At 69.2% G+C, this 21697-nt stretch carries 22 protein-coding genes and 1 tRNA gene; 10 read left to right on the top strand and 13 right to left on the bottom strand.

Features of this window, described 5'->3' with window-relative positions:
* The 3 genes from V7E09_RS07620 to V7E09_RS07610 form a co-directional block, all read right to left on the bottom strand.
* On the bottom strand, positions 1 to 290 hold a 290-nt coding region (locus V7E09_RS07620), incomplete at its 3' end, for a M16 family metallopeptidase (RefSeq protein ID WP_324523219.1).
* Between the two features lie 43 nt (positions 291 to 333).
* Positions 334 to 1743, bottom strand: coding sequence for a hypothetical protein (locus tag V7E09_RS07615; protein ID WP_324511789.1), 1410 nt, complete (start codon positions 1741 to 1743; stop codon positions 334 to 336).
* A gap of 251 nt (positions 1744 to 1994) precedes the next feature.
* Positions 1995 to 2068 (bottom strand) — tRNA-Met (locus V7E09_RS07610).
* 105 nt (positions 2069 to 2173) lie between these two features.
* Between V7E09_RS07610 and V7E09_RS07605 the strand changes: the two genes are divergently transcribed.
* From V7E09_RS07605 to serA, 6 genes are read left to right on the top strand one after another with little or no spacing between them, the layout of a single operon-like run.
* Positions 2174 to 3748: an ABC transporter substrate-binding protein gene (locus V7E09_RS07605; RefSeq protein WP_324511790.1), complete on the top strand. Its 1575-nt coding sequence runs from the start codon at positions 2174 to 2176 to the stop codon at positions 3746 to 3748.
* A gap of 6 nt (positions 3749 to 3754) precedes the next feature.
* Positions 3755 to 4708 (top strand): ABC transporter permease, encoded by a 954-nt coding sequence (locus tag V7E09_RS07600; protein WP_324511791.1) that lies wholly within the window; start codon positions 3755 to 3757, stop codon positions 4706 to 4708.
* Positions 4705 to 5517, top strand: coding sequence for an ABC transporter permease (locus tag V7E09_RS07595; RefSeq protein ID WP_324511792.1), 813 nt, complete (start codon positions 4705 to 4707; stop codon positions 5515 to 5517). The genes V7E09_RS07600 and V7E09_RS07595 overlap by 4 nt, the downstream gene beginning before the upstream one ends.
* Positions 5514 to 6341 carry an ABC transporter ATP-binding protein gene (locus V7E09_RS07590; protein WP_324511793.1) on the top strand — a complete coding sequence of 276 codons (828 nt, stop codon included), beginning with the start codon at positions 5514 to 5516 and terminating at the stop codon, positions 6339 to 6341. The genes V7E09_RS07595 and V7E09_RS07590 overlap by 4 nt, the downstream gene beginning before the upstream one ends.
* On the top strand, positions 6338 to 7120 hold the full coding sequence (locus V7E09_RS07585; RefSeq protein WP_324511794.1) for an ABC transporter ATP-binding protein: 783 nt from the start codon (positions 6338 to 6340) through the stop codon (positions 7118 to 7120). Before V7E09_RS07590 ends, V7E09_RS07585 begins: the two co-directional genes overlap by 4 nt.
* A 10-nt stretch (positions 7121 to 7130) precedes the next feature.
* Positions 7131 to 8321 carry a phosphoglycerate dehydrogenase gene (gene serA / locus V7E09_RS07580; RefSeq protein ID WP_324511795.1) on the top strand — a complete coding sequence of 397 codons (1191 nt, stop codon included), beginning with the start codon at positions 7131 to 7133 and terminating at the stop codon, positions 8319 to 8321.
* A gap of 69 nt (positions 8322 to 8390) precedes the next feature.
* Here serA and V7E09_RS07575 read toward each other — a convergent pair whose 3' ends face one another.
* From V7E09_RS07575 to V7E09_RS07560, 4 genes are read right to left on the bottom strand one after another with little or no spacing between them, the layout of a single operon-like run.
* The gene (locus V7E09_RS07575; protein ID WP_324511796.1) at positions 8391 to 9212 is read right to left on the bottom strand and encodes an inositol monophosphatase family protein; all 822 of its coding nucleotides are present in this window, start codon (positions 9210 to 9212) and stop codon (positions 8391 to 8393) included.
* 30 nt (positions 9213 to 9242) lie between these two features.
* On the bottom strand, positions 9243 to 10250 hold the full coding sequence (rsgA, locus tag V7E09_RS07570; RefSeq protein WP_324511797.1) for a ribosome small subunit-dependent GTPase A: 1008 nt from the start codon (positions 10248 to 10250) through the stop codon (positions 9243 to 9245).
* A complete protein-coding gene (gene aroA, locus V7E09_RS07565; RefSeq protein WP_324511798.1) occupies positions 10247 to 11506 on the bottom strand; it encodes a 3-phosphoshikimate 1-carboxyvinyltransferase in 1260 nt (419 codons plus the stop codon). The genes rsgA and aroA overlap by 4 nt, the downstream gene beginning before the upstream one ends.
* Complete coding sequence (locus V7E09_RS07560; protein ID WP_324511799.1) at positions 11503 to 12081, bottom strand: DoxX family membrane protein; 579 nt, start codon at positions 12079 to 12081, stop codon at positions 11503 to 11505. Before V7E09_RS07560 ends, aroA begins: the two co-directional genes overlap by 4 nt.
* A 177-nt stretch (positions 12082 to 12258) precedes the next feature.
* Between V7E09_RS07560 and V7E09_RS07555 the strand changes: the two genes are divergently transcribed.
* Together V7E09_RS07555 and rsrA are read left to right on the top strand one after the other, a co-directional pair.
* Positions 12259 to 12876, top strand: a complete 618-nt coding sequence (locus V7E09_RS07555) for a sigma-70 family RNA polymerase sigma factor (protein WP_324511800.1) — start codon at positions 12259 to 12261, stop codon at positions 12874 to 12876.
* Complete coding sequence (gene rsrA / locus V7E09_RS07550; RefSeq protein WP_324511801.1) at positions 12869 to 13138, top strand: mycothiol system anti-sigma-R factor; 270 nt, start codon at positions 12869 to 12871, stop codon at positions 13136 to 13138. The genes V7E09_RS07555 and rsrA overlap by 8 nt, the downstream gene beginning before the upstream one ends.
* Before the next feature lie 64 nt (positions 13139 to 13202).
* On the opposite strand, the gene V7E09_RS15695 is transcribed toward rsrA, so the two are convergent.
* Positions 13203 to 13277, bottom strand: a complete 75-nt coding sequence (locus V7E09_RS15695; protein WP_395858221.1) for a 50S ribosomal protein bL37 — start codon at positions 13275 to 13277, stop codon at positions 13203 to 13205.
* 145 nt (positions 13278 to 13422) lie between these two features.
* On the opposite strand from V7E09_RS15695, the gene V7E09_RS07545 reads away from it, so the two are divergent.
* On the top strand, positions 13423 to 14883 hold the full coding sequence (locus V7E09_RS07545) for a sensor histidine kinase (RefSeq protein WP_324511802.1): 1461 nt from the start codon (positions 13423 to 13425) through the stop codon (positions 14881 to 14883).
* A 6-nt stretch (positions 14884 to 14889) separates the two neighbouring features.
* Here the strand turns inward: V7E09_RS07545 and V7E09_RS07540 are convergent, their stop codons facing one another.
* Together V7E09_RS07540 and V7E09_RS07535 are read right to left on the bottom strand one after the other, a co-directional pair.
* Entirely contained in the window at positions 14890 to 15990 is a 1101-nt protein-coding gene (locus V7E09_RS07540) for an ROK family transcriptional regulator (RefSeq protein WP_324511803.1), read from the bottom strand.
* A 52-nt stretch (positions 15991 to 16042) separates the two neighbouring features.
* On the bottom strand, positions 16043 to 16291 hold the full coding sequence (locus tag V7E09_RS07535) for a WhiB family transcriptional regulator (protein ID WP_166234374.1): 249 nt from the start codon (positions 16289 to 16291) through the stop codon (positions 16043 to 16045).
* Between the two features lie 159 nt (positions 16292 to 16450).
* Between V7E09_RS07535 and V7E09_RS07530 the strand changes: the two genes are divergently transcribed.
* The gene (locus V7E09_RS07530) at positions 16451 to 16819 is read left to right on the top strand and encodes a hypothetical protein (RefSeq protein ID WP_324511804.1); all 369 of its coding nucleotides are present in this window, start codon (positions 16451 to 16453) and stop codon (positions 16817 to 16819) included.
* Here V7E09_RS07530 and galK read toward each other — a convergent pair.
* The 3 genes from galK to V7E09_RS07515 all read right to left on the bottom strand — a co-directional run.
* Positions 16803 to 17906, bottom strand: coding sequence for a galactokinase (gene galK, locus V7E09_RS07525; protein ID WP_324511805.1), 1104 nt, complete (start codon positions 17904 to 17906; stop codon positions 16803 to 16805). The two genes, V7E09_RS07530 and galK, sit on opposite strands and share 17 nt — an antisense overlap.
* Positions 17896 to 18075 carry a DUF6104 family protein gene (locus V7E09_RS07520; RefSeq protein ID WP_324511806.1) on the bottom strand — a complete coding sequence of 60 codons (180 nt, stop codon included), beginning with the start codon at positions 18073 to 18075 and terminating at the stop codon, positions 17896 to 17898. Before V7E09_RS07520 ends, galK begins: the two co-directional genes overlap by 11 nt.
* Positions 18075 to 21697, bottom strand: a 3623-nt coding sequence (locus V7E09_RS07515; protein WP_324523218.1) for a multifunctional oxoglutarate decarboxylase/oxoglutarate dehydrogenase thiamine pyrophosphate-binding subunit/dihydrolipoyllysine-residue succinyltransferase subunit, incomplete at its 5' end; no start/stop codon positions are given. The genes V7E09_RS07515 and V7E09_RS07520, both read right to left, overlap by 1 nt.

Here is a 21697-nt window from a genome sequence, read left to right as displayed (position 1 = left end):
TCGAAGTAGTTGGTGCGGTCGAACCAGGTGGTGGCGTTGCCGGTGGCCCCCGCAGCCTGCAGCAGGTCGAAGTGCTCGCCGCTGGCGACATGCTCCGAACCTTGGAACATGACGTGCTCGAAGAGGTGGGCCAGCCCGGTGAGCCCCGGCTCCTCGTCTCTGGAGCCGACGCCGTACCACAGGTTCACCGCCACCACGGGCGCGTGGTGCTCGGGATTGATCACGACTCGGAGCCCATTGGGCAGCGTGTGGTCGTGCAGGGGATAGCGCAACTCGTCCGGCGGTGTCACGGCGCCCATCCAAGCACATGAGTCCAGCGGGACTCCCCGCGCGTCAGGGACGCGGCTTGGCGCCGGGCGGTGCGGCAGCCACGATAATCGCGGCGATCGCGAGGCCGCCGAGGATCAGCGGAGTAGCCGGGGACTCCAGGATCCGGGTGAGCGCAGACGGCTGGTCGTCGCGCACAGCCGGCGTGGGGGCGGCGGGCGCGGAGTCCTGGGGAGCGAGGGGAGGTGTCGTCGCCGCGGAGTCCGGGGGGGTGGCTGGGGTGGGTGCGGGGAGGGTGTCGGTCTGTTCGGTCATGTGCTGACGTACCGCGACGGAAGGCGGCTCGCTTGTGGGCGGCGAGCCTCGCGTTGGCACGGCGCTCGTGGGAACCGGGCCGGGCGAGGGCTGCGGTGCCGGGGACGGGGTAGGGGCATCGGGTGGGGTGGGGCTGGGCTGCTCCGGTGCCGTGGCGGTCGGGGTCGCTGTGGGCGTGTCGGGATTCCCGGGTTGCCCGGTGTCGCCGGGCGTCGGGGTGCCCGAGGGGGTGCTCGGCTGCCCCGAGGGGCCAGACCGCGTCGGGGTCGGCGTGGCCTCGCCACCGGGCTGTCCCGAGTTACCGCGGCTGGGCGTGGGGCTGGGGGTCCCGGTCGGCGTGGGCGTCGCAGTCGGGCTGGGCGTGGCGGTCGGGGACGGCGTCGGCGTTGCTGTGGGGGTCGGCGTTGGCGTGGCGGTGGGCGTTGGCGTGGCGGTCGGCGTCGCGGAGGGCGTCGGTGTTGCGGTCGGGGTGGGAGTAGCGGTCGTAGTCGGGGTGGGAGTAGCGGTCGCAGTCGGGGTGGGGGTGTCCTCGCCGCCCGGCTGTCCGGAGTTGCCGCCACCCGGGTTCGGCGTGACCAAGAACCTCAACGTGGCGTCACCCGGGATGCCGTCGTTGTCGCTCCAGGTCCTCGTGAAGGCGGCCCACAGGGGGTTCCGATGTGGTGTGGCCCCCTGAGGATCCGCAGGCCTGACGAACACGGTGACCTGAACCAGCGCATAGCGTCCCGCAGGCAGGTCCACCGTCCGGCGCAGCAGGTCACTCGATCCGACGAAGCTGCGCTGCGCGGCACTCAAGGTGCCGGACGCCGTGGCGCAGGACAGGGGCACCGTGGCCGAGGACGTGCAGACCACGTAGTCGATGACATACGTGTCGGTGATGCGGGAGCCCGACGTGCTGCGAAGCTCGATCAGCGGCCAGGGCGCGCCCACGCCTTGAACGGCGCCCTCGGTGACGACGCGGGGTCGCTGCGCGGCGGAACCGGGCGGCGTGGGGGTGCTGATCTGGCCGGTGCCCCCCGTGGGGCCAGGGGTAGCGGACGCGGTGGCGACGGGGCCCTCGCCGTCACCGGGCGCCGGAGCGGCGACGGCGAGCGGGACCGCGAGGATTCCGAGGGAGGTGAAGGCCGCCACACACGCGACGGCGCGACTCGAAAGCCTCATCGGGAAGAACCCCGGCATCCCACCCCCCTAGATCGCGCACGACATACAGCACACACCATAAGTCACCGACCGGGGTCCCGTGGGCACCCCACAGGGGGACCGTGACGCGTGTCGTTCAACGACTGTCGCACCCGGAACCGACGTGGGAAAACGGTCGGCTGCATCACATCGGCCCTCGGTACGAGCGAGGAGACGTGGCCGGATACGACGAAGGTCCGGATCTCCCCCGGGAACCGGACCTATCACGTGAGTAGCGGGGGCAGGATTTGAACCTGCGACCTCTAGGTTATGAGCCTAGCGAGCTACCGAGCTGCTCCACCCCGCGTTGCTTGGACAACTATAGCGGAGAGGGAGTCGTCCCCCAAATCGGGGGCCCAGCCCCGTGCAGTAAGCTGTGGCGCGCTTGAAGAAGGCGACTCTGGAGGGGCGAGTGAGCACGTCGACAAACCATGCGGCAGGACTACTCCGCCGGGGTGCAGTGGCGCTGCTGGTCGCGCTCGCGCTCCTCACGACAGCGTGTTCGACGGGGGCATCTCCCAGCGGGACCACCGCCTCCCAGGCGTCCCGCACACTCGTCATCGGTGCGACCGCTGAGCCCACATCGCTCGACCCGACCGCCGACGCGGCGGCTGCGGGTTCGCAAGCCCTGCTCTACAACGTCTACGAGACGTTGGTGAAGGTCGACTCGCAGGGTCAGTTGCGTCCGCTGCTGGCCCAGGCCTGGGACATGTCGGCAGACGGGCTCACGTACACCTTCCAACTGAATCCGCTGGCGAGGTTCTCCGACGGCACGCCGGTCACCGCCGACGCGGTCGCGCAGAACATCGCGCGCATCCAGGGGCAACCGGTGGCCGCGAAGCTCAAGACCGCGATGGCGGTGGTGGCCTCCACTCAGGTGGTCGACACCGACACGCTGGGGGTGACGCTCTCGCGTCCGAGCGTCAACTGGCTCTACGAGATGGCCTCCACCGCCGGGATCGTGATGAACCCCGCAGGCTTCGCCACCGCGACGACGGCGACGTCCGGCTCCGGTCCGCTGTCGGTTTCCCAGTGGACGCCGGGTGACAGCATCGTGCTGGCCAAGAACGCGGGCTATTGGGGGACCCCCGTCCGGTTCGACGAGGTCACCTTCCGCTACTTCAAGGATCCCAACGCGATGAACGCGTCGATGCTGAGCGACCAGCTCGACATCATCTCCAACCTCCAGGCGCCCGAGTCCCTCGCGCAGTTCGCCGACCCTGCACGGTTCAGCGTGGTGGAGGGCACCACCAACGGCGAGGTTGTCATGGGGGTCAACAACGGTGGTGCCCCGACCGACGCCTCGGTTCCGACGGGAACCGGCAATCCGGCCCTGCAGGATGTCCGCGTCCGCAAGGCGATCACGATGGCGATCGACAAGCAGGCGTTGGTCGACACGACCTGGGGTGGGCACGGGGTCGTCCTGGGGTCGATGAGCGTCCCGACCGATCCCTATTACGAGGACCTTTCGGGCTTGTACCCCTACAACCCGGACGAGGCCAAGCGGCTCCTGGCAGAGTCGGGGCACAGCCGCCTGACGCTCCGGCTCAAGCCGGCGGCCCTGCCGTATGCGACCAAGGCGGCGCAGTTCATCGCGGCCCAGTTGCAGGAGGTCGGGATCACCGTCCAGGTCGAGGAACTCCAGTTCCCTGCGCGGTGGCGTGAGACGGTCTATGACCGCGCCGACTACGACCTCACCATCGTCGCGCACGTCGAAGCACGTGACCTCAGCACGTTCGCCAATCCCAACTACTACTGGCGCTATCACAACGCCGACTTCGACGCACTCATCACCCAGGCGGACTCCGGCACCGTCACCGAGTACGCCGCAGGCATGAAGCAGGCGGCACGGCTGCTGGCCGACGACGCTGCAGCCGTGTGGCTCTACGCGCTGCCCAACATCGTGATCACCAAGCCCGGGATCACTGGCGTGCCACAGGATGCCCAGTCGCTGTCGTTCGACGTCACCACCATCGCGAGGGCCTGAACCCGCGTGCGTCGCGGTCTGCTCTTGCGGCTGAGCGTCCTGGTCGCGAGCCTCGCCGCAGCCTCCCTGGTGATCTTCTGGATCACCCAAGCGCTGCCCGGCGACGTCGCCCGCGTCATGCTGGGCGATGGGGCGAGCCCCGAGCAACTGGCAGCCAAGCGCGCAGAGTTGGGCACCGATCGGCCGTTCCTGGTCCAGTACGGCGCATGGGCCGGGGGGCTGCTGCACGGCGATTTCGGAGCATCGTGGTACTCGACGCTCCCGGTGGCCGCTCTCATCGGTCCTCGTGCGGCGGTCACCGGATGGTTGATCACCGGCGGACTCCTCGTGGCGATCGCCGTGGCGTTGCCGTTGGGTGCGCTGGCGGCGCTCCATCGTCGGCGGATCGCGGGTTTCGCCGTGTCTGCTTCTGCACAGGTCGGGATGGCGATTCCCGCGTTCTGGGCGGGCATCCTGCTCTCCATGCTGTTCGCGGTGCAGCTGCGGTGGCTTCCAGCCAATGGCTACGTCCCCCTGACGCGCGACCCCGCCGCCTGGGCGGAGCACCTGATCCTGCCGATCGTGGCGCTGGGCCTCGTCCAGGCCGCCGTGCTGATCCGCTACGTCCGCTCCTCATTCCTGGACGTGTTGGGGGAGGACTACTACCGCACCGCGCGCTCCATCGGATGGACGCGCGGCGCGGCGCTGTGGCGCCACGGCATCCGCAACGCGGCACTGTCGCTGGTGACCGTCATCGGACTTCAACTGTCGGCCCTGATCGTCGGTGCCATCGTGATCGAGCGAGTGTTCGTGCTGCCGGGGCTGGGCTCGCTGCTTCTGGACTCGGTGAGCCAGTTCGACCTCGCCATCGTGCGCGGCATCGTCATGATCCTCGTGGCGGTCGTCCTCGTGGTCAACGGCCTGATCGACATGGCCTACGTGATCATCGACCCGAGGCTGCGTCAGGAGGGGAGCACATGAAGCGCCTCGAACTGAGGGTGGGGGTGGTTCTGATCGCGCTCGTCGTAGCCATGGCGCTGCTGTCTTTCGTGTGGACTCCCTTCAGCCCGACGGCGGTCAACTCCACGACGCCCCTGCAGAACCCCGGCTGGCCTCACGTCCTGGGCAGCGACCACATGGGCATCGACACCTTCAGCCGGATCCTGGTCGGGGCTCGATCGGCGCTCTACGTCGGCGTCATCGCCGTGGGTGTCGCCGCTCTGGTCGGCGTCCCCCTCGGGGTGGCCTCGGCGGGGTTGCCCCGGTGGGCCGCCGAGATCGTGCTTCGGGTGACCGACATCACCTACGCCTTTCCGGCGCTCCTGCTCGCGATTCTCCTGGCGGGCGTGCTGGGCGCCTCCACCGAGACGGCCATGCTGGCGATCGGGATCGCGTCGGTGCCGCAGTTCCTGCGCGTCTCGCGGGCCGGGGCGCTCAGCGTCCTCGCCTCGGACTACGTACTCGCGGCGCGGGCGTCCGGCACCACGCGGGTCAGGATCGCGCTGCGCCATGTCGTGCCGAACATCTCGCCGCTGATCGGCGTCCAGGTGTCGGTCAGCTTCGCCCTCGCCATCCTGGCCGAGGCCGCCCTGAGCTACCTCGGTCTGGGGACCCCCAGCACGGTGCCCTCGTGGGGGCGGATGCTCGGTGACGCCCAGACCTACCTGTTCAGCCAGCCCGGGCAGGCGATCTGGCCGGGGCTCGCCATCGCGATCACCGTGCTCGGGTTCAACCTGGTCGGCGACGGGTTGCGTGACGCCCTCGATCCTCAGCTGCGGGAGGTGGCATGAGCCTCCTGCAGATCCGTGACCTGACGGTCGCGTTCGGACGACGTCCTCCGGCCGTGGCGGGGATCGACCTGGACGTCACCGCAGGCGAGCGGCTCGGGCTGGTGGGGGAGTCCGGGTCCGGGAAAACCGTCACGGCGCTGGCCGTCATGGGACTCCTGCCCGAGAACGCCCGCGTCTCCGGGTCCATCGCGCTCGGCGGGGAAGAACTGGTGGGGCGCGGCGACAAGGCGATGGCCCGGCTGCGCGGTGACCGACTCGGGATGATCTTCCAAGAGCCGATGACGGCCCTCGATCCGACGATGACGGCCGGCCGCCAGGTCGCCGAGGCATTCCGGCTGCACCGTGACCCGGACGCGGGACGCGCTCGGGTGGCGGTGCTCGACATGCTGACCGAGGTCGGGTTCACTGACCCGGCACGCGTGGCCGACAGCTATCCCCACCAGCTGTCGGGCGGTCAGCGGCAGCGTGTCGTCACCGCGATGGCGCTGATCAATCGGCCGTCACTGGTGCTGTGCGATGAGCCCACCACCGCGCTCGACGTGACCGTGCAGGCACGCGTCCTGCACGTCCTGGATCGGGTTCTGGACGCGGCGGGGGCTTCCTGCCTGTTCATCAGCCACGACCTCGCGGTGGTGTCCCAGTTGTGTTCCCGCGTCGCGGTGATGCTGGAGGGGCGCATCGTGGAGCAGGGGCCGATCGAGCGGGTGTTCAGCCGCCCGGAGCACCCCTACACGGCGGGCCTGATCGGGGCGGGTCGCCTCGACCTGCTCGAGCCGGGGACACCGCTGCCGACCGTCAGCGACGCCGCCAGGGGACGCCCATGAACCTGTTCGAGATGCGTGGGCTGCGCCGCGTGTACCGGACGCGACGCAGCGAGGTGGTGGCGTTGGACGACGTCGATCTCGACGTGCGAGCAGGGCAGCGGCTGGGTGTCGTCGGGGAGTCAGGGTCGGGCAAGTCGACCCTGGTGCGCCTCATGGCGGCGCTGGACCAGCCCACCGCCGGGACGGTGACCTTCGACGCGCAGGCGGTGAACGGTGTCCCCGAGCGCCGACTGGGATTCCTCCGTTCGCGGGTGCAGATGGTCTTCCAGGATCCCCGCGGGTCTCTCGATCCGCGGATGCGGGTGCGCGACATCGTCGCCGAACCGCTGGTCAGCCCGATCGTGGCGGCGGAACTCGGCGACCTGGATCGAGCTGACCGGGTCCGCCAGGTGCTGGCTGAGGTGGGGCTGCCCGCTGATGCGGGCGACCGGTACCCGCACGAGTTCTCGGGCGGACAGCGGCAGCGGATCGCGATCGCCCGCGCCTTGGCACCCCACCCGGACGTGCTCATCGCCGACGAGGCCGTCTCCGCGCTCGATGTCTCCGTGCGGGCCCACGTGTTGAACCTGCTGATGCGGCTCGTCGACGACCTGGGGCTGACGCTCGTGTTCGTGAGCCACGATCTCGGCGTCGTGCGACACCTGTGCCCGGAGGCGGTCGTGCTGCAGTCGGGACGCATCGTGGAGGCCGGTCCCACCCAGGAACTGTTCGCGCACCCGAACCACGAATACACCGCCCGCCTGGTGGCCGCGATCCCGACGTTTCGGACGCGGGCCTAGACTCCTGCGGGTGAAGGCGCTCCTGCTTGAGAACATCCATGCCAACGGCGTACGTCTCCTGACCGAACGAGGCTTCGAGGTCGAGACCGTCAAAGGCGCCCTGTCCGAGGACGATCTGATCGCCGCCCTGCGCGGCGTCGACGTGCTCGGCATCCGATCCAACACCCAACTCACCGGCCGCGTTCTGGCCGAGGCCGACCGCCTGCAGGCCGTCGGGGCGTTCTGCATCGGCACCAACCAGATCGCCCTGGACGAGGCCACCAAGCGGGGCGTCGCCGTGTTCAACGCCCCCTACAGCAACACCCGCTCGGTCGTGGAACTGGCGATCGGCGAGATCATCTCCTTGGCCCGCCACCTCACCGACCACAACGCGAAGATGCATGCCGGTGAATGGGTGAAGTCCGCCATCGGCAGCCATGAGATCCGCGGCCGGACGCTCGGCCTGGTCGGCTACGGCAATATCGGCAGCCAGTTGTCGGTCGTCGCGGAGTCCCTCGGCATGCGGGTCCTGTTCTACGACCTCGTCGATCGGCTCGCGCTCGGCAACGCGGAACGGTGCACCTCGCTGGAGGAACTGCTCTCCAAGGCGGAGACCATCTCGCTGCACGTCGACGGACGCCCCGACAACCGCGGGTTCTTCGGGGCGGAGCAGTTTGCTCAGATGCGTCCCCGCTCGTTGTTCCTCAATCTGTCGCGCGGCTTTGTCGTCGACACCGCGGCCCTGAAAGACGCCCTCGACGCCGGGCACATCGCCGGGGCGGCCGTTGACGTGTTCGAGACCGAGCCCAAGCGCAACGGGCAGGCGTTCGAGAACCCGTTGCGCGGCACCCCCAACGTCATCTTGACCCCGCACGTGGCAGGGTCCACGGAGGAGGCGCAGCAGAACATCGGCTCCTTCGTGGCGGGCAAGCTCGCCGACTACGTCGATGCCGGGTCGACGGTGCTCAGCGTCAACCTGCCGCCCGTCCAGGCGCACCGCGGCCCGGGCCGGCGGATCACGCACCTGCACCGCAACGTCCCGGGCGTCCTGGCGGCGATCAATACGCTGCTGGCCGGGTACGGCACCAACATCGTGGGGCAGACGCTCGCCACGAAGGGACAGGTGGGCTACGTCGTCCTCGACATCGCAGGCGACCTGGATCCGGCTGCCGTCGACGCGCTGCGCGCCATGCCGGAGGCGATCCGCGTCGAGGTCCACTGAACCGCACGGGTCGAGCACCCCGGGTTGACGGCTCGGCACTGCCGGGCGTGCTCGGCTCCGCGTGGCCCTTCAGTCGTCCAGGTCGATGCTCTCGGTGGGCTCGCTCGGCGTCAGGCGGGCCACCAGGTCGTCGTGGAGCAGCCCGTTCGTGGCCAGCGCCCCCGGCCCGACAGGGCCGGGAAGCCCGTCGAGGTTGGTGAACCGGCCGCCCGCCTCGCGGACGATCACGTCCAGGGCGGCCATGTCGTGCAGCGCCAGGTCGGGTTCGGTGGCGATGTCGACGGCTCCCTCGGCCAGCAGCATGTAGCTCCAGAAGTCCCCGTAGGCGCGCGTCCGCCAGGCGTCACGCAGCAGGTCCACGAACTCCTGGCCTCGCCCCGATGCGATCCAGCCGCCCACGGAACTGTAGGACAAAGAGGCGTTCTCCACCTTCGCGACGCTGCTGACGTGCATGCGGGACGCATTGAGAAGGGTCTTGCCGGTGTAGGCGCCGTTGCCGCGCGATGCCCACCAGCGCTTCTGCAGGGCGGGGGCGGACGCCAGCCCGACCACGACCTCGTCGCCCTCCATCAGCGCGATCAGGGTGGCCCACACCGGGACTCCGCGCACGAAGTTGCGGGTGCCGTCGATCGGGTCGATCACCCAGCGGCGGGGGCCATACCCGGTGTCCTCGCGCTCCTCGCCATGCACGGCGTCGCGAGCCCGGGCACGCTTGAGCGTGGCGCGGATGGCGTCCTCGACGGCCAGATCGGCGTCGGTCACCTCGGTCATGTCGGGTTTGGAGCTGACCTGCAGGTCGAGGGCCTTGAAGCGGGCGAGCGTGAGCGCGTCGGCGGTGTCGGCGAGGATGTGGGCGAGCCGCACATCATCGACGTAGCTGGTATCAGGCATGCTGCCACCCTAGTGGCGTCGGCGGTCGCGCTACTCCCAGGCGGCCGGGCTGGTCCAGACCTTCTCCATGCGCCGAAACGACTCCAACCGGTCGGGGCGCAGGTCGCCGCGGGCGACGGCCGCGTCGAGTGCACACTCGGGCGCGGTGGAGTCGTGCTGACAGCCACGGGGGCAGTCGACGGTCAGGTCGGCGAGATCCTCGAAGGCGGCCAGGATCGAGTCGGTGGTGACGTGGGACAGGCCGAAGCTGCGCACCCCGGGGGTGTCGATGACCCACCCTCCGGGGGCCGGGAGTTCCAGCGCGATCGCGGAGGTGGACGTGTGGCGCCCCCGACCGGTCACCTCGTTGACGTGACCAGTGGCCCGGTCGGCGTCCGGGATGAGGGCGTTCACCAGGGTGGACTTGCCCACGCCCGAGTGGCCCACGAATACGGTGCGGTGCCCTGCCAGCAGGTCGCGTAGCCTGCTCAGGTCCGCATCGGGCTCGACGACGACGGCGTCCACGTCCAAACCCGCGTACGCGGCCAGCAGCACGGCGGGTGAGGCAAGGTCGGCCTTCGTGAGGACGAGCAGGGGGGTGAGCCGGGCGTCATACCCGGCGACGAGGATGCGGTCGATCATGCCCATGCGGGGTGGTGGGTCGGCGAGGGCGGTCACGATGGCCAACTGGTCGGCGTTGGCCACGATGGGCCGTTCGTGGGGGTCGTTGTCGTCGGCGGTGCGACGCAGGACCGTCTCCCGTGGCAGCGCTTCGACGATGCGAGCCAGTGTGCCGGCAGCGCCGGAGGTGTCGCCGACGATGCGGACGCGGTCGCCGACGATCACGCCTTTGCGGCCGAGTTGGCGTGCCTTCGTGGCGGTGACCAGCGGAGCGTCGGGACCATCCAGGTGGACCGTGTATCGGCCTCGGTCGACCGTGATCACCAGCCCTGTCGCTGCAGCGGAGTAGTCAGGGCGGTCCTTCGTGCGGGGACGGGTTCGCTTGGGCGGGCGCCCGTAGCCCTCATGCTCGTCGTGGGTGATGCCGCTGCGGCTCATGAGCCGACCAGCCCCGACCACAGGCCGGGGAAGTCGGCGATCGTCTTCGTCGTGGCGCCGACATCCTCCAGTTCGACGCCGGGGACGGCCAGCCCCAGCACTGCGCCCGCGTGCGCCATCCGGTGGTCGGCGTAGGTGCCCCACAGGCCGCCCCGCAGGCGCCCCGGAGTCAGCAACAGCCCGTCGTCGGTCTGCTGGATGCCAGCACCGCGGGCACCCAACTCGGTTTCGAGGGCGGCCAGTCGGTCCGTCTCGTGGCCCCGAATGTGGCCCACCCCCCGGATCCTGCCCCCGTCGGGGGCCAGCGCTAGGAGCGCGGCCACGATGCAGGTGAGCTCGCTGGCCTCGGTCAGGTCGATGTCCGCGGAGGCGATGCGTCCCGTCCCGGTGACCGTGACCGCGCCGGACTCGCGCGACACCGTGCCCCCGAGGGCGGCGAGGGCCGCGAGGATGGTGCCCTGCGCCTGCAGGGTGCGTTCCGGCCACGGCACGGTGACGCTGCCCCCCGCGGCGAGGGCGGCAGCCAGGAACACGGCGGCGTTCACCAGATCCGGCTCGATGACCTCGTCGCGGGCGGAGACCGGCCCGGGCGCGACCCGCCACACGTCGGGTGCCACCTCCTGGGCGGCGACACCGCGGTCGGTCAGCATGGCGAGAGTCAGCCGGATATGCGGCCGGGAAGGCACGGCGGGCCCGACATGGTGGATCTCCAGGCCGCGCGCAAAGCGTGCCCCCGACAGCAGTAGGCCGGAGACGAACTGGCTGGAGCCGGATGCGTCGATCGTGACCTTCCCGCCGGGCACCACACCGTTGCCGTGCACCGTGAACGGGAGGGAACCGGGGTGGTCGATCCGGACGCCCGCCTGAGTCAACCCGTCCAAGAGGGGGGCGACGGGGCGAGCCTCGGCCTCCGGGTCTCCGCTGAACCGGCTGGGTCCCTGCGCGAGGGCGGCCAGGGGAGGGACGAACCGCATGATGGTCCCGGCGAGGCCCACCTCCACCGGGGCAGCGCGGAAGATGTCGGGAGGGGTGACGAGCACTCGGCCGTCGGGCAGGTCCTCGAAGCGAACGCCCAACGCGGTCAGCGCACGCCGCATCAACCGCGTGTCACGGGCATCGAGCGCGCCGGTCAGGGTGGAGGGAGCGTCGGCCAATGCAGCCAGGACGTAGGCGCGAGCTGTCGCCGATTTGCTGCCGGGGACCACCACCGTGGCCCGCAACGGAACCGAAGGGGTCGGGGCGGTCCACTGGGTCACGCGCGCGACCCCTCCAGGCCGGCGCGAATCTGCTTGGCACCACGCTTGGCCGAAGCCTTGAGGCGCTTGGTTTCCTTGCGGGCCCGCTTCTTGGCCTGCTCGGTCTCCATCGTGAGGCGGCGGCGAGCGTCGGCGGCCCGCCAGGCGATGCTGGGGCGTCCGGCGGTGTCCTGCGTCACGATGAGCGCCGCGCCCAGCAGAGCAAGGTCACGGATCCGCGCCACCTTTGCCTCGGCCCGCTCGATCTCGGTGGCACCTTCGGGCACGCGGGCCAGGACCTGGGTCAGCATCGAGGCTGCGGCCAGACCGCCCCCGGCGCGACGACCGATCCCCGTGGCGATCCCGAGCCCGCCCAGGAGGGACAGCCCGCCGTTGACCCGTGCCAGGGTCTCCGGGTTCTCAGGGATGTAGTCGGCGGCCCCGGTGCCGACCGCCTTGCGCGCCAGCGGCACGACGCGGTCAAGCACCGGTTCGACCTGCGCGGCGTAGCGGGCAGGGTCCTTCAGCGTCTTGACCCCGTTGACAATGTAGAAGCCGCCCAACAGGAGGCGTCCGACTCCGCGCACTAGGTTCATGCGGACATTCCTACCACGCGTGCGCGGCAGCCGGGAACAGATCGCAGTCTGCGCTGAAGACGTGCGGAATACCTGGGCGGAGGTTGGGGTTGTTCGGGTGTGGGAAACACACTGACGAGGACGAGGGCTGCTGCGGTGGCGCCCGGGAGCTCCGGTTCGCCGGTACTCTCGTACGTGATGAAACTGCCTTCCACCGATGAGGTCGACCTGGCGACCGAGACCGACGCGGAGCGTACCGCCCGCTTCGAACGAGACGCCCTGCCCTACCTGGACCAGTTGTACGGCGCGGCGCTGCGCATGGCACGCAACCCTGCGGATGCGGAAGACGTGGTGCAGGAGACGTTCGCCAAGGCCTACTCCTCCTTCCACCAGTTCAGGCCGGGGACGAACTTGAAGGCCTGGCTCTACCGGATTCTCACGAACACGTACATCAACTCCTACCGCAAGCAGCAGCGCCGCCCCCAGGAGGGGTTCGGCGAGGACGTCGAGGATTGGCAGTTGGCGCGCGCCGAGCAGCACACCTCGACCGGGCTGCGGTCGGCGGAGATGGATGCGCTGGACAAGATCCCGGACACTGTCGTCACCGAGGCCATGGCGCAACTCGCGCCAGACTTCCGGATGGCTGTCTACCTGGCTGACGTGGAGGGATTCTCCTACAAGGAGATCGCGGAGATCATGGGCACGCCGATCGGCACGGTCATGTCCCGCCTCAACCGGGGGCGCACCCAGTTGCGCGGCATGCTGTCCGATCACGCAGCGGCCTTGGGGATCGGGACGGGGGAGCGCGATGCGTGAGCCGAAGAAAGTGGACTGTGCCTACGTGGAGGAGCGCGTCCAGCGATTCCTCGACGGCGAGTTGAGCGAAAAGGAAGCCGACGAGCTGCGCTTTCACATCGATGCCTGCTCCCACTGCATCGATGGTGCCGATCTGATCGAGACCTACCGGCGCCTGGTGCAGCGCTCGTGCGCCTGTCAGGCCCCCGAGTCGCTGCGCATGCGTATCGTGACGCAACTGCGCGCCGTCCAGGTGACGCGTGTGGAGTTTCGCGAGTCCTGAGGTCACATGACGAATGCCCCCGCAGAGCTTTCTACGGGGGCATTCGTGATGAACCGGGTTCGGTTCACGCGTTGGGGCGCTTGCCGTGGTTCGCCTTGGACTTGCGGCGAGCGCGGCGCTTGCGACCGGTCTTTCCCATGGGAATCTCCTCACGTCGATTGGCGCCGGGCGGCGCAAGCGACCATTCTGCCACGCCGCACCTGGTGCGCCCAAAGTGCGCGCAAGCGCGGCCTCGCAAGGTTGGCGGCTGCAGGCGTGGGAGAGCCAGGGCCTAGCATGGGCCCATGCTCTCGATGACCGAGGTGATCGCCGCTCACACGGCGCTGTCGGAGGACGACACACGGTGGCTGGTGGGGTTGGTCGATCAATGGGGCATGCTGTCCGACCTCTCCTTCAGCGACCTGATCCTGTGGGTTCCCGACGAGGACGACAATGTGTTCTGGGCTGCCGCTCAGTGTCGGCCCACGACCGGGCCGACCGCGCTGGAGGACGACGTGGTCGGCGAGGAGATCGCCTACGACCCCGAGAGTCTGGTGATCGAGGCTTATCTCTCGCAGGAGATCTGCGCCACGAGCGGCAACAAGCTTCATGCAGGGATACCGGTGGACGTCCACGCAGTTCCGGTCCTGCGCGACGAACGCGCCATCGCGGTGGTCGAACTGCACACGAACCGGATGGGGGTCCGAGCCCCGGGCGCGTTGGAGGACGCCTACCTGGAGACGGCGACCCTCATCATGCACATGGTCAGCCTGTGCCAGTTCCCCACACCGGGGGACAAGCCCGTGCCGTGGGGCACCCCGAGGGTGGGCGACGGCTCCCTGCTCGTCAACACCGATGGAATGGTGACCTTCGCCAGCCCGAACGCCATGAGCGCCTTCCGTCGGCTCGGGTGGGGCGGGGATGTGTTGGGGGACCGGCTTCCCACCATCCTCACCTCGTTCAGCCACGGCCGCCGCGAACCGGTGGAGGAGGTGGCCCCGCCGCTGTTGGCGCAGCACCGCGTCCGTGAGACCGAGTTGGAGACGGTGGCCGGGGCGATGCGCATCCGGTCGCAGCCGTTGTGGCGCGACGGCGATCCGGCCGGCTGGTTCGTGACCTGCCGCGACGTCACCGATCTGCGCACCCGCGAGCGAGAACTCGTCACCAAGGACGCGACCATCCGGGAGATCCACCACCGGGTCAAGAACAACCTGCAGACCGTGGCGGCCCTGCTGCGGCTCCAGGCCCGGCGCAGCAGTTCCGAGGAGGCGTCCAACGCGCTTGCGGACGCCCAGAAGCGGGTGGCGGCGATCGCCGTGGTCCACGAGATCCTCTCGCAGGGCTTCGACACGTCGGTGAGCTTCGACGAGGTCGCCGATCGGCTGATGACGATGGTGCGCGATGTCGCGACGACGCGGAACAAGGTCACGATGAGCCGGATCGGTTCCTTCGGCAACATCCCGGCGGACGTGGCGACCAACCTCTCGCTGGTGTTCACCGAGGTCGTGCAGAACGCCCTCGAACACGGCCTGGGGGATCGTCCTGGGCACGTGGTGGTTACGGCCGGTCAAAACGACGGCTTCCTCAACGTCGACGTCGTCAACGACGGCGCATCCCTGGCCCCGGACTTCGAACTGGGCAGCGCCCAGAGCCTGGGGCTGTCCATCGTCATCACGCTCGTCGCCGACCTGCATGGCACGTTCGACATCGAACCTGGGCCCGGCGGGGTCGGGACGAGCGCCCGGATCGCCATCCCATTGGACTGAACCAGGTCAGGAGGCGCGCATCCGGGAGCGGATGGCCAACGCCGCCGCCCCGCGCGCCCACTCCTGGTCGCCGACCGCCTCCACCACGAGTCCTGGCGTGGGCAGCCCGATCGGACTCATAGCAGCGAGCCGCTCGGCGACCCGGGGCTCACGCCCGGTGAGCAGGACGGCACCCTCCCCCGCGACCAGGATCCGCTCGGGAGCGGCGATCGCGCTGACGGTGCCCGCCAGTTCGCCGGTCGCGTCGGCCAGATCGTCGAGCAGGGCGGCCAGCGCGGGGAAGTCCACCGCGAGACCAGGCAGCTCAGCGGGTGTGGCGTCGCGCCCCAGGATGCGTTGAGCCTCCTCCACGACGAAGGGGACTCCCGCCGCACGCCAGGCCGGACGCCCGTCGCGCAGCAGGACAGGCCCCACCATTCCGGCGGCACCGCCATGACCCCGTACGAGTTCGTCCCCGGACACCAACCCCATTCCGACCCCCGCGCCAAGCGTGATGACGGCGAAGTCGTCGGCGCCGCGTCCAGCGCCGAACCAGTGTTCAGCCACGGTGAAGGCATTCACGTCGTTGTCGATGACGACGGGCATCCCGGTCGCGGCCTCGATCGGGCCGGCCAGGTCGACGGGCTCCGACCAGCCCAGCAGATAGGTTCCCCGTACCAGGCCGTCCTCCGCGACCGTTCCAGCGAGGGACACGCCGATGGCACGCGGACGCCTGCGACCGCGCAGAACGTCCGACAACGCGGCGATGGTGGCGGTGACGCCGTCGGGGGTGGCCTCGGGCAGCGGGGCGGAGCCGGACCGCATGATCGTCCCCTTGAGGTCGGTCAGGACGCCGTGCACGGCGTCGCGGGCGAGCTTGATGCCCACGAACGTGGCGGCCCCGGCGGCGATCTCGAGGGGCAGTGAGGGGCGTCCAGGGGAGCGCGGCTGGGGTGCGCCCTCGATGAGGAGGCCTGAGCGGACGAGCGGCTCGGTGATCCGCGTGAGGCTCGCCGAGGACAGGCCCAGCATGCGCCCGAGCTCGGCTCGCGAGATGGGACCGTGACGCAGTACCCCGAGCGTGACGCGCAAGGAGGTGGGGTCCAGGCTCCAACGGTCGCGCTTCACGGGTACAGTCTGCCGTCCCGAGCCTGGTGGCGCCCCGGAAAGGCGAACGAAGTCAGCCGCGATTGCGGGCGCGAGCGTTGCGCCGCTTCATGGCGCGGCGCTCGTCCTCGGACAGGCCACCCCAGACACCGTGATCTTGGCCCGCCTCGAGCGCCCACTGCAGGCACTCGGCACGCACATCGCAGCGGGCACATACTTTCTTGGCCTCCGCGATCTGCATGATGGCCGGACCGGTGTTCCCGACGGGGAAGAACAGCTCGGGATCCTCGGTCAGGCAAGCCGCCCGATGGCGCCAGTCCATGCGGAAACCACTCCTAATGCGTTGGGAGATCATGAAGGCACGTCGGGTTTGGGTGTCATCCAGGCGTACCCGAACACTTTGCCAACATATCGAGCCGAAGACAAGACCTTGTCGCGTTCGGACGGGAGTTCCTCGTACGAATCGCCTACGATGAGGGCGATGCGTGACCACAACTTCGCCCGACCGGCCGGGCTGATCGCCGTAGCCGTGGCGAGCCTCGCCCTCGGCCTCTTCCTCGTCGTGCTCGCCGTGCTGTCCGTCGGGTCGGAACACGGCGGCTTCAGCTATGGCGTGGCCGCCGCACTGGTGGTCTGGGCCGGCATCGTGGTCGCCGGTGGCCTGCTGCTGTGGCGCGGCCGAGGATGGGCTCGCGGCATCGTCGTCGCTGCTGGGCTGATGAACCTGTTCGCGTTCGGGCAGATGGTGCCGAGCAATGGCTTCGCGATCCTCGGCGCCGCGGCCGGCCTCGCCTGCGTCGTCGGCCCGTTGCTCCCCACCACCAGGGCCGCGCTCACCCGCGAAGGCTGAGCGCGATCCCACCTGCGCTGGCCCGCGTGGTGCTCACCTGCGGGGCGTCGAAGCCCTGCGCGGCGTAGGCATCCGCCAGGGACGCCGTGAACGCATCGACGCCGGTGGTCGGCATCAGGGCGATCACCGTGCCGCCGAAGCCGCCACCCGTCATCCGCGATCCGAGTGCGCCGGATGCCAGAGCAACGTCGACGGCCAGATCGACGGTCGGGACCGTGATCTCGTAGTCATCGCGCATGGACACGTGTGAGGCGGTCAGCAGCGTCCCGACCGCGGACCAGTCGGAGGCCTCCAGCGCCGCAACCGCGGCCAGTACGCGAGCGTTCTCGGTCACCACATGGCGGACCCGACGCACCTGCTCTTCGTCGGTCAGCCGCGCCAGGGCGGCGGGTAGCTCGGCCACCGTGATGTCGCGCAACGCGGCCACACCCAAGGCGGAGGCGGCTGCCTCGCACGCCTCGCGCCGGCGCGCATAGTGCCCGTCGGCCAGCACGTGCGGGCTGCGGGTATCGACCAGGATGAGCGTCAACTCGGGTGGCAGCGCGAAAGGCACCTGGCGGGCGCTCAGGGTGCGGCAGTCCAGCAGCAGAGCGTGATCGGCCTCGCACCACAGGCTGGCGCGCTGATCCATCGGGCCGGTCGGAATGCCGAGGAACGAGTTCTCCGCGGCTTGAGCCACGTCGGCGAGTTGCTCGGGCGTCAGGTCGAGGCCGGCGAGCTGATCGAGGGCGAGTGCGGTCGCGCACTCGATAGCAGCCGAACTGGACAAGCCGCCGCCCAGCGGCACGTCGCTGTCCAGTGCAAGATCGATCGCCCCGATCGGATGACCCGACTCCCGCAAGGCCCACACGACGCCGGCGACGTACCCCCACCAGGCGCGCTCGCCGGGTTCGAGGCTGTCGAGGACGACGGAGGTCCCCAGCTGTGCGGAGGTGATCGTGACGACGTCTCCGTCAGCGCCGCGGGTTGCGGCGATCCGCGCGGTCTTGTCGAGGGCGATCGGAAGGACGAATCCGTCGTTGTAGTCGGTGTGCTCACCGATGAGGTTGACGCGCCCAGGCGACACCCCCAGCGCCTCATTCGTCATCGGGATCGTCCAATCTCGCCAGCCAAGTGGCCAGTCTCTCTACGGGGACCTCGAACTCAGGGTTGAGGTCCACGAACGTACGCAACTGTTCGGCGAGCCAGGCGAGGGTGACCTCGTCGTCGCCTCGGCGAGCATCGAGTTCCTCGATGCCGCGGTCGGTGAAGTACATCAGATCCCTTCGAAGGCCCGCTGCAGCAGCTCGGCCTCCTGCGTGACGTGAACCTTGTGCAGGCCCACCGACGGAGAGGACGCCTCCTGTCGGGCGACGGGGGTCATCGCGAATGTGGAGCCGTCCCCCAACCCTGCCTCGATCGCCTCCGGCAGATGCAGCGCCATGAAGGGCCACGCACCCTGGTTGAGGGGCTCGTCTTGCACGTAGCGAACATCGGTGACGCCCGGGTAGCGCTTGAGTTCCGCCACCAGGTCGTCGGTGGGCAGCGGGTAGAGCCGCTCGAGGCTCACGATCGCGACCTGCCCGTCGAGCCCGCGCTTGGCGCGCTCAGCGACCAGTTCCCAGCGCAGCTTGCCCGAGCACAACAAGACCGTCTTCACCGCTGACGGGTCGCTGATCGACTCGTCGCCGATGGCGGGCCGCCAGGTGCCGTGGATGAAATCTTCGGGCTGGGAGACGGCAGCCTTGTTCCGCAGCATCGACTTCGGGGTCATGATGACCAGCGGCCGATGCCAGTTCACGTAGGTGTGTGTCCGCAGCAGGTGGAAGTGCGAGGCGGGCGTGGACGGCTGGCACACCGCGAGAGCCCCCTCGGAGCACAGCTGAAGCCAGCGCTCAATGCGGGCCGAGCTGTGATCGGGACCCTGACCCTCGTAACCGTGGGGGAGCAGCAGGACCACCCCGGACTTCTGCGTCCACTTCGCTGCGCCTGAGGAGATGAACTCATCGGCCACCGTCTGGGCCCCGTTGGCGAAGTCGCCGAACTGGGCCTCCCAGAGCACGAGGGCCTGGGGCGAGGCCACTGAGTAGCCGTACTCGAAGCCCATCACGGCGTACTCGCTCAGCAGCGAGTCGTAGATGTGGAAGGTGCCCTGGGTGTCACTGAGGTGCTTCAGCGGGACGTACTCCTCGTTCGTCCTGCGATCGACCACGGCGGCGAATCTCTGGCTGAAGGTGCCCCGGCGGCTGTCCTGGCCGGTGAGCCGGACGGTGCGACCCTCGAGCAGCAGGGAGCCGAGGGCGAGGATCTCGCCGGTCGCCCAGTCGATCGGGCCCTGTTCGATGGCATGGGCGCGGCGCTGCATCTGCGGCAGGACCTTCGGATGGACCGAGAAGCCCTCGGGGAAGGTGACCTGAGCATCCGCGATCCGCTGCATGGCCTCGGCCGTGATCCCGGTGTCCTGATCGCGTCCGAGCTTGGCTGGATAGAACGGCACCCTGCTGTAGGAGTCGTCCGCCTCCTCGGTGCCCTTGACGTCCTTGAAGACGCCTTCGAGGCGGCTGCGGAAGCGCTCCATCACGGCGTCGGCGTCCTCGGTGGAGATATCGCCACGACCGATGAGGGACTCGGTGTAGACCCGGCGCACGCTGCGCTTCTGTTCGATCAGGTCGTACATCTTGGGCTGGGTGAAGCTGGGGTCGTCCCCCTCGTTGTGACCGCGACGCCGGTAGGCCACGAGGTCGATCACGACATCGGTGTGGAACGCCTGCCGGTACAGGAATGCGAGCCGCCCGACCCGGGCAACGGCCTCGGGGTCGTCCCCGTTCACGTGGAAGATGGGCGCCTGGACGACCTTCCCCACATCGGTGGAGTAGACCGAGGATCGGGACTCACTGGGGGCGGTGGTGAAGCCGACCTGGTTGTTCACCACGATGTGAATGGTTCCACCGGTCTTGAACCCGCGCAGTTGGCTCATCTGCAGTGTCTCGTACACGATGCCTTGGCCAGAAAACGATGCGTCGCCGTGCAGCAGGACAGGCAAGACGGAGAAGGCCTCCAAGTTCCCGGTGGCGTCCATCTTTGCGCGCGCGATGCCCTCCACGACTGGGTTGACCGCCTCGAGGTGGCTCGGGTTGGCGGCCACGGAAGTCCTGATGACGTTGCCCTCCAGCGAGGTGAACTCGCCTTCGGCACCCAGGTGGTACTTCACATCGCCGGTGCCCATGTTCTGGTGCGGGTCGATGCTGCCCTCGAACTCGCGGAAGATCTGCCCGTAGCTCTTCCCCACGATGTTGGCCAGTACGTTGAGCCGGCCGCGGTGCGGCATGCCGATCGTGACCTCGGACAGGCCCGCGTTCGCGGCCACGTCGCAGACTTCGTCCAGAAGCACGATGGTGGACTCGGCTCCCTCGAGGGAGAATCTCTTCTGCCCGACGAACTTCGTCTGCAGGAAGGTCTCGAAGATCTCGGACTCGTTCAGCTTGTCCAGGATGCGCAGGTGCTCCTCGCGCGTCCACTTGTTGGCGGGCTGTTCGAAGTAGCTCTCGATCCAGCGGCGCTTCTCCGGCTCCTGGATGTGCATGAACTCGATCCCGACGTGGCTGGAGTAGGCGCCGCGGAGCTGGCGAAGCACCTCGCGCAACGTCATCGTCTCCTTGGCGTGGCCGCCGAACTCGCCGACCGGGAACTCGCGATCAAGATCCCAGATGGTCAGACCGTGGGCCTCGAGTTCGAGTTCCGGGTGCGTGCGCTGCTCGTACTCCAGCGGATCGATGTCGGCCATCAGGTGGCCCCACATCCGGTACGCGTTGATCAACTGCACCACGCGGGCGCCCTTGGACAGTTCGAACGTCCGGTGAGCCGAGTCGTCGGAGGCCCAGCGCAGGGGCAGGTAGGGCACGCGCAACGACAGGAAGACTTCGTCGTAGAAGCCGTGCTTCCCGAGGATGAGGTCGTGCATGACCTTCAGGAACTCACCTGAGGTGGCGCCCTGGATGACCCGGTGGTCGTAGGTGGACGTCAAGGTGGTGATCTTGGAGACGGCCAGCTCGCGCAGCCGCTGATCGGAGGCGGCCTGGAACTCCGGGGGGTAGTCCAGTGAGCCCACGCCGAGGATGACGCCCTGGCCGGGCATGAGGCGGGGGACCGAGTGGCTGGTGCCGATCCCGCCCGGGTTGGTGAGGGAGGCGGTGGTTCCGGCGAAGTCGTCGACGGTGAGGGTGTTGGTCCTGGCCTTCTTGACCATGGCCTCGTAGGCCTGCCAGAACTCACGGAAGTTCAGCTGGTCGGCGCCGGTGATGTTGGGCACCAAGAGGCGGCGGGAACCGTCTGCTTCCTTCAGGTCGATGGCCAGGCCGAGGTTCACCTGGTTGGGGATCACCAAGGTGGGCTTGCCGTTGACCACCTTGTAGGAGTTGTTCATGTCGGGGACCAGCTTCAGGGCCTGGACCATGGCATAGCCCAGAAGGTGCGTGAAGGACACCTTGCCGCCGGTGGTCTTGGCGAGGTGCTGGTTGATGATCTCGCGGTTGTCGAACAGCAGCTTGACCGGCAGGTTCCGCACGCTCGTGGCGGTCGGGACGGTCAAGGAGAGATCCATGTTCTTCGCGGTACGCATCGGCGTCCCGCGAAGCGTGACCTCGGTGGGCTCGGCCTTCTCCTCGATCGGCCTGATGGCCGAGGGCCGGTTGGCCGACAGGCCGCCCGAACTGCCGGGGTTGCGCGGCACACCGGTGGCCGAGGAGCCCGACCTCGACGCCACGACCGCCGGGCTGGGCCCGTTGCCGGAGTGGGGGGCCGCCGGGGCGGGTTGCGCCGGTGCGCTGGCGGGCTTCGGGGGTGGCGTGGTCGCGGGCCGGGGGGCCGGCGCGTCCGCGGGCGGGGGAGTCGTGGCGGCGG

This window comes from Propioniciclava sp., assembly GCF_036744435.1.
Lineage (GTDB): Bacteria > Actinomycetota > Actinomycetes > Propionibacteriales > Propionibacteriaceae > Propioniciclava.
Note: the sequence above shows the minus strand (reverse complement) of the source record. Positions and strands in the feature narration are given on the sequence as shown.